The organism is Gilliamella sp. B14448G11 (assembly GCF_016101765.1).
GTDB classification, from domain to species: Bacteria; Pseudomonadota; Gammaproteobacteria; order Enterobacterales; family Orbaceae; genus Gilliamella; species Gilliamella apicola_N.
Map to the genome: position 1 here is coordinate 1 of NZ_JACFPX010000030.1, position 15,494 is coordinate 15,494.

At 34.0% G+C, this 15,494-nt stretch carries 13 protein-coding genes and 1 riboswitch; of the genes, 10 read left to right on the forward strand and 3 right to left on the reverse strand.

All coding sequences use genetic code 11. From position 1 onward, the window contains the following. The 9 genes from H3S88_RS12875 to dinB all read left to right on the forward strand — a co-directional run. Positions 1 to 293, forward strand: a 293-nt coding sequence (locus H3S88_RS12875; protein WP_198237275.1) for a DUF6708 domain-containing protein, incomplete at its 5' end; no start/stop codon positions are given. 51 nt (positions 294 to 344) lie between these two features. Next, positions 345 to 1,169, forward strand: coding sequence for a DUF6708 domain-containing protein (locus tag H3S88_RS12880; RefSeq protein ID WP_198229146.1), 825 nt, complete (start codon positions 345 to 347; stop codon positions 1,167 to 1,169). Positions 1,170 to 1,214: 45 nt separating this feature from the next. Continuing rightward, on the forward strand, positions 1,215 to 2,045 hold the full coding sequence (locus H3S88_RS12885; RefSeq protein WP_198229148.1) for a DUF6708 domain-containing protein: 831 nt from the start codon (positions 1,215 to 1,217) through the stop codon (positions 2,043 to 2,045). Positions 2,046 to 2,083: 38 nt separating this feature from the next. Beyond that, entirely contained in the window at positions 2,084 to 2,896 is an 813-nt protein-coding gene (locus H3S88_RS12890) for a DUF6708 domain-containing protein (RefSeq protein WP_198229150.1), read from the forward strand. Between the two features lie 337 nt (positions 2,897 to 3,233). Continuing rightward, positions 3,234 to 3,341, forward strand: a riboswitch (TPP riboswitch). A gap of 40 nt (positions 3,342 to 3,381) precedes the next feature. Beyond that, entirely contained in the window at positions 3,382 to 4,389 is a 1,008-nt protein-coding gene (gene thiB, locus H3S88_RS12895) for a thiamine ABC transporter substrate binding subunit (RefSeq protein WP_198229152.1), read from the forward strand. A 33-nt stretch (positions 4,390 to 4,422) separates the two neighbouring features. Continuing rightward, positions 4,423 to 5,991 (forward strand): thiamine/thiamine pyrophosphate ABC transporter permease, encoded by a 1,569-nt coding sequence (gene thiP, locus H3S88_RS12900; protein WP_198229154.1) that lies wholly within the window; start codon positions 4,423 to 4,425, stop codon positions 5,989 to 5,991. Further along, positions 5,978 to 6,688 (forward strand): thiamine ABC transporter ATP-binding protein ThiQ, encoded by a 711-nt coding sequence (gene thiQ / locus H3S88_RS12905; protein WP_198229156.1) that lies wholly within the window; start codon positions 5,978 to 5,980, stop codon positions 6,686 to 6,688. The genes thiP and thiQ overlap by 14 nt, the downstream gene beginning before the upstream one ends. Positions 6,689 to 6,822: 134 nt before the next feature. Next, positions 6,823 to 8,535 carry a phosphoethanolamine transferase CptA gene (cptA, locus tag H3S88_RS12910; RefSeq protein ID WP_370528615.1) on the forward strand — a complete coding sequence of 571 codons (1,713 nt, stop codon included), beginning with the start codon at positions 6,823 to 6,825 and terminating at the stop codon, positions 8,533 to 8,535. Between the two features lie 85 nt (positions 8,536 to 8,620). Continuing rightward, entirely contained in the window at positions 8,621 to 9,676 is a 1,056-nt protein-coding gene (gene dinB / locus H3S88_RS12915; RefSeq protein WP_198229160.1) for a DNA polymerase IV, read from the forward strand. 74 nt (positions 9,677 to 9,750) lie between these two features. Here the strand turns inward: dinB and H3S88_RS12920 are convergent, their stop codons facing one another. Both H3S88_RS12920 and H3S88_RS12925 read right to left on the reverse strand, forming a co-directional pair. After that, positions 9,751 to 11,187, reverse strand: coding sequence for a 6-phospho-beta-glucosidase (locus H3S88_RS12920; protein ID WP_086308982.1), 1,437 nt, complete (start codon positions 11,185 to 11,187; stop codon positions 9,751 to 9,753). 14 nt (positions 11,188 to 11,201) lie between these two features. Further along, complete coding sequence (locus tag H3S88_RS12925) at positions 11,202 to 13,094, reverse strand: glucose PTS transporter subunit IIA (RefSeq protein ID WP_198229162.1); 1,893 nt, start codon at positions 13,092 to 13,094, stop codon at positions 11,202 to 11,204. Between the two features lie 175 nt (positions 13,095 to 13,269). On the opposite strand from H3S88_RS12925, the gene H3S88_RS12930 reads away from it, so the two are divergent. Continuing rightward, positions 13,270 to 13,974 carry a GntR family transcriptional regulator gene (locus H3S88_RS12930; protein WP_198229164.1) on the forward strand — a complete coding sequence of 235 codons (705 nt, stop codon included), beginning with the start codon at positions 13,270 to 13,272 and terminating at the stop codon, positions 13,972 to 13,974. A gap of 171 nt (positions 13,975 to 14,145) precedes the next feature. Here H3S88_RS12930 and H3S88_RS12935 read toward each other — a convergent pair whose 3' ends face one another. After that, complete coding sequence (locus H3S88_RS12935) at positions 14,146 to 15,258, reverse strand: SIMPL domain-containing protein (protein WP_198229166.1); 1,113 nt, start codon at positions 15,256 to 15,258, stop codon at positions 14,146 to 14,148. Between the last annotated feature and the right edge of the window lie 236 nt (positions 15,259 to 15,494).

Sequence of the window (15,494 nt, forward strand, 5' to 3'; positions counted from 1 at the left end):
CGGTGTTAATGGTGTGTCAACCCGGTACACATCAGGTTATTGACCATGTTATGTTAGATCCGGCTCAACCCGGAGCAGGTAGTTTGCATGTTTGGTGTTGGATTAACAGTTTTATGGTGTATTATAAATCAACCGATATAGATGACGGCGAATACAAAACAGATGAAGAGGCAAAATTCAAACAGGATATGATAGAGGGAGAAAGGTGGCCAGAATGGATGGTGGAAGCCTTTAATGCTACATCACTTGAAGAGTTAGCTGCAATTAAACAAAAATATAATATTAAACAATAATAAAAAACTTAAATTGATAGTAAAGGAATAAGGATAAGGAATAAAACAGTAATGCCATCAAAATACCGCCCCCAGATCTTTGGTTGGTTTGGCGACCTAGATAAAGGTCCTTATAGCCTACCACTGCATGATGATCGCTTAATTTTTGCCAATGATAACTATTGTGCATTTATTCGTAAGGAACATAGTGATCAGATTTTTTATACTTGTATCTTTTTTATTGCCATTATTTTGTTGATTGGAACTATCATAGGATGTCTTTGGCTAGCGGTTCTACATGATAATTCTAAAATAGAGTTTGTTGATCTGGTTGTTATAGCCTGTTTTTTTACTAGCCTTTTTGCTTTAAATTATGCAATTCCTGAATTCTACCAAAATGCATTTTCACGCCTTGGAAGTCCCATAATATTTAATCGTAAGACGGGTAAAGTGTATGTTAATGAAAGTTACTTTTTTAACTTTAAAATATTACGGCACCCAAAAGTATTTTTGCAACCGAAAAAACGTCGCATACAAGAGTATGATTGGAATGATATGCATGGTGTAATTATCCATAATTTTTCACGTAATGCTTTAATTTCAACGGTATTAATGGTTTGTGAACCCGGCACACATCAGGTTATTGACCATGTTATGTTAGATCCGGCTCAACCCGGAGCAGGTAGTTTTCATGTCTGGTGTTGGATTAACAGTTTTATGGTGAATTATGAATCAGCCGATATAGATGACGGCGAATACAAGACAGATGAAGAAGCAAAATTCAAAGAGGATATGATAGAAGGTGAAGGTTGGCCAGAATGGATGGTGGAAGCCTTTAATGCTACATCACTTGAAGAGTTAGCTGCCATTAAACATAAATATAATATCAAACCATAATAACGAACTTAAATAGAACCCAAAGGAATAAGGAATAAAACAGTAATGCCGTCAAAATACCGTCCCCAGATCTTAGGTTGGTTTGGCGACCTAGATAAAGGTCCTTATAGCCTACCACTGCATGATGATCGCTTAATTTATGCGAATAATAACTATTGTGCCTTTATTCGCAAAGAACATAATGATCAAATTTTTTATTCGTGTCTGTATATTGTTGGTTTTATATTTGGAACTGGTGCTGTTGTTAGCTTTATTTGTTTATTGGCTCTTGTATATGATGATCCTACAATTGAGTCTTTTACTCTAATGGTTATTATAGTTGGATTTACTGTAAGTTGTTTCGGCATGTATGTTTTAATTCCTGAGTTATATCAAAATCTATTTTCACGCCTTGGTAGTCTCATAATATTTAATCGTAAGACGGGTAAAGTGTATGTTAATGAAAGTTACTTTTTTAACTTTAAAGTACTACGGCACCCAAAAGTATTTTTACAACCGAAAAAGCGCCGCATACAAGAGTATGATTGGAATGATATGCATGGCGTAATTATCCATAATTTTTCACGTAATGCTTTATCCTCAACGGTATTAATGGTATGTGAACCCGGCACACATCAGGTTATTGACCATGTTATGTTAGATCCGGCTCAACCCGGAGCAGGTAGTTTTCATGTTTGGTGTTGGATTAACAGTTTTATGGTGAATTATGAATCAGCCGATATAGATGACGGCGAATACAAAACAGATGAAGAGGCAAAATTCAAACAGGATATGATAGAAGGTGAAGGGTGGTCAGAATGGATGGTCGAAGCCTTTAATGCCACATCACTTGAAGAGTTAGCTGCAATTAAACAAAAATATAATATCAAGCCATAATAACGAACTTAAATAGAACGTAAAGGAATAAAACAGTAATGCCGTCAAAATACCGCCCCCAGATCTTTGGTTGGTTTGGAGACCTAGATAAAGGTCCTCATAGCCTACCACTGCATGATGATCGCTTAATTTATGCCAATGATAACTATTGTGCTTTTATTCGCCAGGAACATAATGATCAGATTTTTTATACATGTCTCTATTTTGTTGCGATTATTTTGTTGAGTATACTAATTGTAGGTATGGTTATTTTTATTTTTGGATTTGATCACAAACTGTCACTAATTGGAATAATTGGTTTTATTACTTGTTGTGGTTCTTTAAATTATGCAATTCCTGAATTCTATCAAAATGCATTTTCCCGTCTAGGTAATCCCATAATGTTTAATCGTAAGACGGGTAAAGTGTATGTTAATGAAAGTTACTTTTTTAACTTTAAAATATTACGGCACCCAAAAGTATTTTTACAACCGAAAAAACGCCGCATAAAAGAGTATGATTGGAATGATATGCATGGCGTAATTATCCATAATTTTTCACGTAATGCTTTAACCTCAACGGTGTTAATGGTTTGTGAGCCAGGCACACATCAGGTTATTGACCATGTTATGTTAGATCCTGCACGACCAGCAACAGGTAGAATGTTTGTCTGGGGTTGGATTAACAGTTTTATGGTGAATTATGAATCAGCTGATATAGATGACGGCGAATACAAGACAGATGAAGAGGCAAAATTCAAACAGGATATGATAGAGGGTGAAGGTTGGCCAGAATGGATGGTGGAAGCTTTTAATGCCACATCACTTGAAGAGTTAGCTGCAATTAAGCAAAAATATAATATCAAACCATAATAACGAACTTAAATAACTTGAATGGATAATGATGATTGAATATAAGAACAGTAATAAAAAGTCATTTTATTCGCATAAATTCTATTAGAAATTTAATAATAAAATAGATGAAACGGTATAGACTCCTGAATATTTTTTACAAAAATCACTATTTTTATTTTAAGCATAACTGTTTTTTATACCTAGATGAGGAGCAACTGGTTACTAATGTTTGATATGATTTAAATTTAACTAAAAATAATGGATTTTCTGATGATTTTTTACCAGAAAATGATATCTTAAAAATAACTTACCACTTTCTTTATTTACAATTTTCCAACTAACTACTAAACTAATATCGTTCTCAACGGGGTGCCTTATGGGCTGAGAGTGTTAGGTTTACTAATGCAACTCGTCGAACCTGAACTGGGTCATGCCAGCGGAGGGATTTGAGTTATCGTGTCTGCTCAAACCTTTTGTCTTTTATACGCTTTTTTGGAGGCAAAATGTTTTGTAATAAATTCTTACTGTCATTTTTATTTTCTGTATTCTTTGTAGCAACTTCTGCCAATGCTAAAATTCATGAAAAACCTATTTTAACTGTTTATAGTTATAGCTCTTTTATTTCCGAGTGGGGACCAGGTGAAGCAATTAAACAGGGCTTTGAAGCACAATGTAATTGCCAACTCGATATTGTAACGCTAGGCGATGGTGTGTCGATTTTAAATCGTCTTCGCCTTGAGGGTAATAAAACCAATGCTGATGTTATTTTAGGTTTAGACAATAATCTTTTAGGACAAGCTAAACAGGCTAATATCATGGCACCTCATCAAATAGCCAAACCTAACAATCTTAATACTGATTGGTGGGATGAGGATTTTATGCCGTATGATTTCGGTTATTTTGCTTTTATCTATAATAAAGAAAAAATAAAGAATCCTCCTCACTCATTACATGAGTTAGTTGACAATAAAGCCAATTGGAAAATTATTTATCAAGATCCTAGAACCAGTACTCCCGGATTAGGATTGCTATTTTGGGTAAAAAATATTTACGGTAAGGATGCGGTATCTGCATGGCAAAAAATTGCTAAAAATACTGTTACAGTTACTAAAGGGTGGAGTGAAGCATACGGTATGTTCTTAAAAGGTGAAGCTGATTTGGTGCTGAGTTATAGCACATCGCCAATTGCACATATAATTAATGATCAAGATTATCGTTATAATGCCGCTATTTTTGATGAGGGGCATTATCGTCAAGTTGAAATAGCAGGTATCACCAAATATAGTCAACAACCACAATTAGCACGTCGCTTTTTACAATATCTATTAACACCCGAGGTACAACGGCAATTTGCTGAAAAAAATGTTATGTATCCTATTATAAATACGCCATTACCCCCTGCGTTTGATCAGATTAATAAAGTCAGTAAAGCGCTTGAATTTGATGCAGAGAACGTGGTTGATAATCAAAAAGCTTGGATACGAGAATGGCAATCAGCCATTAGTCAGTAATAAAAAAGATTGTTAATTTTATAATAAAAAGCAATGTTAAATTTTAAAACGTTACTGCCAGGTATCAGCGCTGCTAGTTTGATAATAGCAGTTTTAGGCACTGCATTGTTTGCGCTTTGCCATACAGCCATAAAGTCCGATAATTTAACGGTTTATATTGATAATTATTTATTGCACATTATTTGGATCACTTTCATGCAAGCGATGTTATCGACGTTTTTGTCAGTATTTTTGGCAGTTGCTATGGCTAAAGCGTTATCCATGATCGATTTTTGGGGAAAAAGCTTTCTAATACGGATAATGCCCGTTACCTTTATATTACCAACATTAGTTGTTGTAACTGGGCTATTATCTGTTTATGGTCAACAAGGTTTATTTGCTACGTGTTTTGCTTATTTAGGTTTATCTTTTTCAACTTCAATTTATGGACTGGTTGGGATTTTATTGGCTCATGTTTTTTTGAATTTTCCTTATGCGAGTGGTCTATTTTATCAAACATTAACGAGTGTTCCTGTTGAGCAAAAGCAACTGGCTGCTCAGCTTAATTTTTCTCATTTTACTTATTTTAAATTAGTAGAATGGCCATTATTGCGTCGGCAGCTTTTACCTATGTCAGGACTAATTTTTATGCTTTGCTTTACCAGCTTTGCTGTAGTGTTGTCATTAGGAGGTGGGCCAAAATATACCACTATTGAAGTTGCTATTTACCAATCGATTCGCGATTTTGATTTGATGCAAGCTGTTATGTTAGCAATCATACAGCTTATTTGTTGTATGAGTTTTGTTTGGGTACTACGAAGAAAAAATCACTATCGCGATCTTAGTGCGCAGTATATTCGCTACCAATATCGTTTACCCAACACTGTGACTATAGGTTTGGTTAGTGCTGTTATTGTGATTTTGGGCGCAATGTATATATTTTTGCCAATGATTACGTTATTGATTGAAGGTATTGGTTATTTTCAATGGTCGCAGTTAAATTGGGCTTTTCAGCAAGCGGTTATCTATTCGTTAATAATTGCCCTTGGTTCAGCTGTGGTGGCTATGTTACTTGCTTTATTAATACTTTGGACCAATAGCCGTCTTTTGATTGGCAATCAGCAACAATGGAGCAATCGTTTAATGTTAGTGGGGTCATTGATATTAACCATTCCAAGCATGGTACTTGCATCAGGATTGTTTATTTTGTTATTTCAGTATGCTGATAATGCCGTGTTTGTCTGTAGTTTAATGATGCTTTGCAATGCTCTAATGGCCTTACCTTTTATCTTAAAAAATCTTGAAGTGCCAATGTATGATGTCACATCACGATATTGGCAATTATGTCAATCATTAAACATTGCAGGTATTAGGCATTTTTATCTAATTGAATATAAATCATTAAAAAAACTTTTTACGTTGAGCTTGGCCTTTTCGGCATTATTGTCAATGGGGGATTTTGGTATTATTGCGTTGTTTGGCGGGCAAGCCGTTAGCACATTACCTTATTATTTGTATCAACAAATAGCGCATTATCATTATCAAGAGAGTGCCGTGACGGCCGCATTTTTGTTAATTTTATCTTTTAGTTTATTAATTGTGATGGATTATGATCGAACTTAATCAAATTAATTATCAATATGATGATTTTAAGATGCATTTTAATATGCAAATTGCTACCCAAGAAAAAGTAGTCATTGTTGGACCGAGTGGTGCGGGTAAAAGTACCTTATTAAGCTTGATCGCAGGATTTATTTTTCCAAGTTCCGGGCAAATCATCCTTAATAATCAAAATATGACGCAAACTTTACCGGGTAAGCGTCCAGTTTCGATGCTATTTCAAAATAATAACTTATTCGATCATTTAACCGTTGAGCAAAATATTGCTTTAGGCATTAAGCCGTCATTAAAACTAACGGGTTTTGAGAAGCAAAATATCGCGGATATGCTGGCTAAAGTTGGTTTATCGGGCTTTAATGAACGCTATCCCAATCAACTTTCAGGGGGACAGCGTCAACGAGTTGCTTTGGCACGCTGTTTAATTCAACATCGTCCTATTTTATTATTGGATGAACCATTTTCGGCATTAGACCAAGCTTTACGGTTTGAAATGCTAGCATTGGTTAATCATATCTGTGATGAATTTGATTTAACATTACTTATGGTTTCACATTATCTAGATGAGTCTTTAGATAACTTTTCACGTTGTTTAGTTGTTGATAATGGAAAGATCATATTTAATAATCCTCCTTATCAACTTAACGATCCCGAAAATAAGGTTATTGCTCAATTATTAGGTTTGCCAATAAATAAAAGCTAAAACGATTTTTTTCAATGCTTAAATAAAACGATTGTCTGCTAATTTATTTCTAAATATAAAATTGTTATCACTTAAGGTTTTATTAATGTAGGAGGGGTAATTTATACACTTCCATAACCTATGATATCAAATAAATTTTCATGACGAATATAAAAGATAACAAAAAGTTTAGCTGGTTAGCGCTTATTTTTACTATTTTATTTTTTACTTTTTTTTCAAGTGGTTTACAACTTTATATCTTCATTTCCGGGCATGCCAATGCGATAGGTTTACGTGATTCAATCATCTATAGTTTAATTTGGTTGATCCCAGTTTTAATATTTCCAAATCAGACTCGAAAAATTGCCACTGTCTATGGTTTGATTGTTGGTAGCTTATCACTGATTTCAATAAGTTATTTTATAATTTATCGTCAGGAATTTTCTCAAAGTGTATTTTTTGTCATGGCTGAATCGAATTTGACTGAATCAAATGAGTTTATTCAACAATATTTCAGTTCGAAATTAATGGCCATAGTGATTATTTATTGTTTGATCGGTATTTATCTTTGGCGAAAAGTAAGACCTGTCTATGTTAAAAACACAACCAAATGGGTTACGTCATTATTAATTGCCATTTATGCCATTATGCCACTGGTTATTAGTGTTACAATCAAAAATTCCTCCTTGCAAAAAGCAACAACACATCTATTAGGTCGAATGGAAACTACTGTACCTTGGCAACTGATTAATAGTTATATCGCTTATCGCTCTCAACTTTCGAATATGGAAGAGATAATGCATCATTTGAATACTTTACCTCCCGTTGAAAATTTAAAAGATGCCAATGGTAATACTCCCAGAACACTAGTGTTAATTATTGGTGAATCAACTACACGTAATCGAATGAGTATTTATGGATATCCACGTAATACAACGCCACAAATCGAGCAATTTAAAAAGGATAATCCTGAATTTTTAGTGTTTAATGATGTTGTGTCATCAAGGCCTTATACCATAGAAGTTTTACAACAAGCCTTAACTTTTGCAGATGAACAACATCCTGACCTTTACCTTACTCAACCTTCGTTAATACATTTAATGAAACAGGCAGGGTATAAAACCTATTGGATAACAAATCAACAAACGATGACGAAACGAAATACTATGTTGACGATGTTTTCTAAACAAGCAGATGAACAGTTTTATATGAATAACGATCGTAATCAAAGTTCAAGGCAATATGATGAATCGGTCTTTGAACCATTTATGAAAGTGCTTGCTGAACCTGTAGAAAAGAAATTTATCATTATTCATTTGCTCGGTACACATATGAAATATGAGTTCCGTTATCCGGAAAATGGAGAATATGATCGATTTAAAGACAAAGCGAGTATTCCATTTAAAATTGATGATGAGAACGTGGATGAATATAACTCTTATGATAATGCAATAAGTTATAATGATTTTGTGACAACCACGTTATTTACTTTATTTAAAAACAGTCATGAAAATGGTTTTATGTTGTATTTTTCTGATCATGGTGAAGATGTCTACCAAACGGCTCCTCATGATATTTTAGGGCGTAATGAAAAGGCGCCAACCCGCACCATGTATACTATACCGTTTATGCTATGGCAATCACCGAGTTGGATCGCATCTCACCCTAATCACTATCAAGATTATGTGAATCGAAAATTTAGTACTCAGGATTTGATCCATACTTGGTCTGATTTAGCTGGACTGAGTTATAACTTATATGTACCAGAAAAAAGTTTGGTTAATCCTAATTATTATGAGGGAAAACGCTGGATTGGTGATCCTTATGATAAAAATGGCTTAATTGATTTTGATAAATTAACGAAGTAACTCTTTAGACTGTTTACACCAGCATTTAAGGTATGATATTGTATATTTATACAGTCATATTTTAAATGCAGTGAAACAGTTATTTATGCGAAAAATTATTCATGTTGATATGGATTGTTTTTATGCCGCAGTTGAAATGAGAGATAATCCCCGTTATCGTAATTTGCCGATAGCAGTAGGGGGCGATCCTCGCAAACGCGGTGTTGTTGCTACTGCAAATTATTTAGCTCGTCAATATGGCGTACATAGTGCGATGTCGATGTCACAAGCTCTAAAATTGTGCCCAAATCTTAAAGTCATTCCAAGTCGGCATGCTGTTTATAAAGAAGTTTCTAATCAAATTCATCAAATATTTAAGCGCTATACTAAAGCAATTGAAACCTTGTCATTGGATGAAGCTTATTTAGATGTGACCGATTGTAAGCTTTGTCATGGTTCAGCCACTTTAATTGCTCAAGATATTCGCCAAGCGATATATAAAGAACTTGAATTGACCGCATCCGCAGGCGTTGCCCCACTTAAATTTTTAGCTAAAATTGCTTCAGATATGAATAAACCTAATGGGCAATATGTAATTACACCCGATGCTGTTACAAGCTTTATCGCTCAATTACCACTTAAAAAAATTCCGGGTGTAGGTAAAGTGACCGAGAAAAAATTAGCTGAATTAGGGCTAATCACCTGTCAGGATGTCGTTAATTATGATGTGAGTAAATTACTTAATCAATTTGGTAAATTTGGGCGAGTCTTATATGAACGATGTCAAGGCATTGATGAACGTGAAGTTTGTAATGATAGGCAACGTAAATCTGTAGGGGTAGAGCGCACCTTAGTTAACGATATTCATACTTGGGATGAGTGTTTATTACAGTTTGAACCGTTATTTGAAGAGCTGAAAACTCGGTTAAGTAAAGTTCGTTCTGATTTGTCAATCGCTCGACAAGGTGTTAAGTTTAAATTTGATGATTTCCAACTTACTACCCAAGAACATGTTTGGTCTAAACTTGATAAACAGGATTTAATTGAACAAGCCTATAAAGTTTGGCAAGAACGTCGAAATGATCGTGGAGTGCGTTTGATTGGTTTTCATGTCACTTTAATCGATCCACAACTTGATAAACAGTTACTCTTCAATTTTTAATTATCTAGATTGATAAAAAAAGAGGATGTGTGCATTACCACATCACCCCCAAAACTTACGACTTCATACTAAATCTATTTTAAATTAGTACCATTACTGCTAATGACTTGTTTATACCAATCAAAAGAATCTTTTTTATAGCGTTTCATAGTACCGTTACCTTCATTATCACGATCAACGTAAATCACGCCATAACGTTTTTTCATTTCGCCAGTTGTAAATGAGACGACATCAATAATACCCCACGCGGTATATCCCATAACATCAACCCCATCATAATCGATAGCTTTTAACATTGCTTTGATGTGTGCACCAAGATATTCGATGCGTGGTTTATCATGAACTTTATTACCGTTTTCTAATTCATCTATCGCGCCAAAACCATTTTCCACAATAAACAGTGGTAACTGATAACGATCATATAAACGATTAAGAGTATAACGTAAGCCTTCTGGATCAATTGGCCAACCCCAATCGCTGCTTTTAATGTATGGATTCTCAACAGCATTAGGTAAAGCACCGTTGACAATATTATCACGATGATCATTTTTAGCATCAGCTTTAACAACGGTTGACATGTAATAACTAAAGCCAATGTAATCAACGGTACCTTGTTTTAAAATCGCTAAATCTTCATCGGTGATATCAAGCTTATAGCCTTCTCGTTCAAACTCTTTTAAAGCATAAGATGGATAATAACCACGAACATGCACATCAGGGAAGAAGAAGCGTTGATGCATAGCAATTTCAGATGCCATCATATCTTCTGGATTACAAGAATACGGATAAATCGGCACGTGAGAAATCATACAACCAATTTCAAAGTTAGGATTGATTTTTTTACCAGCAATTACCGCTTTGGCACTGGCTAATAGTTCGTAATGTGCCACTTGATAAAGTACTTCTTGTGGATTTTCGCCCGGTTGAACCTGCACACCTGAATTAGTCCAGAAAAAGATCGGATTACTGGTATCCATTTGGTTATTAATTTCGTTAAACGTCATCCAATACTTCACTTTGTTTTTATAACGTTCAAAACACGCTGTTGCAAAACGTTCAAAAAATTCAACTGTTTTACGGTTTCTAAAGCCACCGTAATGACGAGCAATGTGTAATGGCATCTCAAAATGGGATAAAGTAATAACCGGTTCGATACCATTGGCAATTAACTCATCAAATACATTATCATAAAAACGTAACCCTTCTTCATTTGGCTCTAGTTCATCACCTTTTGGAAAAATACGAGTCCAAGCAATGGAGGTACGTAAGCATTTCAAACCTAACTCGGCAAACAGCTTAATATCGTCTTTATAATGATGATAAAAATCGATAGCAGTATGGTTTGGATAAAATTTACCTGCTTCAATTTCTTGGGTAATTTGTCTTGCAACGCCATGTGCACCCGCTGTCATAACATCAACCACGCTTGGCCCTTTGCCGCCTTCGTTCCAACCGCCTTCGAATTGATGAGCGGCTAATGCACCGCCCCATAAAAATGGTTTTTTAGTCATTTTTTGGTTCCTTGTTATTGCTTAATTTCAAAAAGGTTATCATCAAGATTTACTTCCGTTTTTTCTGTTAATGTGATTACTTGGTATTGATCAGTATTAACAATAATAACCGGAGTAATTAAAGGGTAACCTGCTTGTTTAATTGCTTGAGGATCAAAGCTGATCAACCGATCACCTTTTTTCACTTTTTCATTCAACTTCACATGGTATTCAAATTCATTGTTAGTTAAATTAACTGTATCAATACCCACATGAATTAATAATTCAACCCCATTATCTAAGACCAAACCAATAGCGTGTTTTGATGCTTCAAACACAGCGGTTACTTCGCCATCATAAGGTGCATAAACATGATTGTCTGTTGGTTCAATAGAAATACCTTCACCCATAAGTTTTTGAGAAAAAGCAGGGTCTGGTACTTCACTAAGTGGTAATGCTTTACCGATCATTGGGCTAGTCACATCGATTTCATCAATTACAATTTTAGGTGTATCGTTTTCAATGTCAGATGTCTCATTTTCAATATTTTCATTGCTTTGGTTCTTTTCATTAGTGCCAAAAATTTGGATAAGAATAATTGGTCCAACAAATGCAATTAATGAACCAATTGCTACACCAATAACTGAATTATAATATTGTGGATTAAGGGAATTAACAATAGTTAATGGACCTGGTAATGCGGCATAAACATAGTAGGAAGGCTTAAAGAAACCAGCGACAAAACCGCCAATTGATGCACACGCACAACCATAAATAAATGGTTTTTTAAAGCGTAAGTTAACCCCATAAATTGCTGGTTCAGTAATACCAAATGAACCGGTGAGAAATGCTGATATTGATACTCCTTTCATATCAGAAGAACGAGTTTTGATATAAAAACCTAACGCAGCACCAACTTGACCGGTTACCGCAATAGTTTGATAAGCTTGGAACGAATCTTGACCATGTAGTCTTAGATTTTCCAAAATTACTGGAGTTATCCCCCAGTGGACACCGAAAATAACAAATACTTGCCAAAATGCTCCAATGATTGCACCTGCTAACCATGGAGCAAAGTCAACAAGAATGTTATATCCGACAGCAATATAGTGTGCTGCGCCAGCGGTAATTGGCCCAACTAATAATAAAGTTAATGGTACCATTACAACCATGCAGATTAATGGCAATACCAACGGTTTAATCACGTAGTGTAAAAAAGGTTCCAAGAAGCGTTCTAAATGAGAGAGTATCCATACTAAAAATAGTGGTGGTAATACTGTTGACATATAAGTGGTTTCAGGTAATGGTATACCAAATAAATTAAATGTTTCACCTGCTTTTATTAGTGTAACAATCTCTGTTAATGTTGGTGAAAGTAGAGCTGCACAACATGCTACTGCAATATAAATATTACAACGGAAATGTTGCGATGCAGTAATGGCGATAAAAATAGGTAAAAAGGTGAATGGCGCCCAAGAGATAAAATCTAATACTTGGCAAGTACCCGTAGATCCAAAAGCTGGTAAGGCAGTTTTAATTAAAATCAAGAACCCTTGCAATATGCCCGCTCCTGCTAATACATAAACAAATGGGGCAAATACGGCTGACATTGTTGCGATAACGCGATTCAAAATACTGCCTTGGCTTTTAATATCAACTTTATTCTCATTCCCTATCAATTTGGTAAATGCATTATAGACTTTATCAACATTAGTACCAATAACAATTTGAATTTGTCCACCTTTTTCCACCACTGTGATAACTCCAGGAAAGCTGCTAATTTTTTCTTTTACATTTTCTGGAGTGGTTTGCGTAACGACACGCAAGCGAGTTGCACAACGTGCAACAGAAACAATATTATTTTCACCGCCTAATTCATTTAATATATCAACGGCTAATTTATTATAGTCTCTAATTTTAGATGACATTCATTAAGCTCCTTTCATCAGATGAGAAAGCTTATCTTATCCCTAAATAAAAAATTGTTAATGACCAATTTTATTGTTTGTGATCTAGATCGCGTTTTAAAACAATTTTAATTTATTAATTTATTCATAGATATAAAATGAAGTCTATTTATCACAATAAAAATAAAGAGTACGAATGTTAAAATACCGGGATGTGGCTAAGAAAATCCAGCAAGCAATTTATCAACAAAATTTGCCTAAAGATACACAACTGCCTAATATCGATGGTTTAATTAATCAATATCAAGTTAGTCGTACGACCATCATTAAAGCACTGAACTGTTTAGAAAGACACGGCGTCATATATCAAGTCCAAGGGAGTGGTATTTTTGTTCGGCAACCGCAAAAACATGGATATTTGAATTTTTTGGAAAGTCATGGTTTTAGTGTTGATTTAAACAATGCACCAAATTCCTCACAAGTGTTTAATGTAGATATCGTTCAACCAAGTTCACAAGTCAAACAAAACCTACAATGTGAAGATGGGGAAGAGGTCTATTTTATCAAACGGTTACGTAAGTTCGAAGATAAAGTTTATGCGCTTGAAAGATCCTACTATCGAAAAAAAATGGTGGGTTATTTAAACAAAGAGATTGCTGAACACTCCATATTCAGTTACATAAAAGATATATTGAAAATTAATATCGGTTTTTCTGACAAATATTTCAAAGCGATTAAATTAGATGAACAGACTGCGGACTATTTAGGATTAAATGCGGGCGATCCTGCTCTGTGTGTGGAAGAAATTTTTTACACCAATGCTGGTGAACCATTCGATTTTTCAACCATTATATATCATTACGACAATGCTAAATTTTACGTGCAAAGTAATTCTAAATGATTTCTTTTTAGTTTATTAACACGATGCAGAGTAACTCATTGGTTATTAAACAAGTTAATGATGTATTTTATTAGTAGTTTACCCAGTTTAGTTCTCCTTAATTAGAAATATATTCAAATATTACTTAATTAAGGATGAACTTTTTTATTAATCGATGATTTTTAATGTTAATTATTGTGTAACCTTTTTTATTATCTCAAATCTTCCTAATAAAGTGAGTTGTATTTCAAAATCAGAAGGAGCATAGATATTAATTTTATTTGTTGCTTCATCATCTGATCCGGTTGCCATCGCCATATTCATTGCTCCATAGAATCTTTCTCGTTTTTTTGGTGACTGTTGTTCGTAGTCAGCTTTTCTCATATCGAGATATTTTGGATCACCAACTAAATATTGTTTAGTAAGTAACCGTTCAACTTTATTACTTAACTTATTTAATAAAAGTCTTTCATGATCATTAATTGCTCGCTCAATCGCATCTGGTGAAACACTATAAAAAATGTCATCATTAACTTTTATTTTTAATTCTTGTGCTTTAGTAATAATTTTACCAACCACATCAAGTTTGTTAATCTTTATTTGTACAGTGTTATATACATGATGCTGTTTTTTATCGATTTTTTTTGGTGAAGTGCGTTCGGTATTTGATTGAATAATCGAAAAATTATCAAGTTGTAGGTTTTTTAATTCGTTCGTTATGGTTGTATATTTTTGATAAACCATGTCTTTTGCTTTGTTTGCAGTAACTGCATTTTCAAAAATACTAAATGAGAACGCATTATTTGTATCACTATTATTTAATTGTTGGACATTATTAATGTTGTATTTATCAAGTAATTTATTTAATTCTAAAAATTTTTCGTTATCATTTATGTTGATAGAAAGAGTGAGGGTGGCTTTATATAAAGCATCTTCTTGACTGACTTCTTCATAATTATTTTGTATATAGCTACCATAATCGGTTGTGATTAAATTATTATCTCTAATGTTGAGTGTTGCTAAATAATCCTTAAATTCTTTCATGGTCTTAGCATTGATATTTGATGCCTCATCAAGGGTTGAAGCCTCTGTATCTAATGTAACCGAAAACTCAACCGTATTTGGTTTTAGTTTAATTGAATCAGTAATACTTGCTTCAATTTCTCCAACGGGAATTAAATTTTTGCCATATATTAATTGTTCAACTTTAGGTTTATTATTATTGATATTCCTAAGATTTGCTGCATGGCAGGTAAAGGCTGTACCAATATTGAGCAATGTAATAAGCATTAGTATTTTTTTCATTCTATATCCCATTATTTTATTAGTTAATTTTTTATTGGTTACTTTTAAGTTAGGTAAAAGTATTCTTTACGGACGAAAAAATTATAGACAGTTTAATTTAAGATATGTAAAAAAAATACATCAAGTTGTAAAAAAGTATAAAAAAAGCGTCTTAATGAAGTGCCCCCATAAAGTTGGACACTTTTATTAAGCGGCTTGTAAGGCCTGATTTCGATATTCAACCGGAGTCAGGCCTT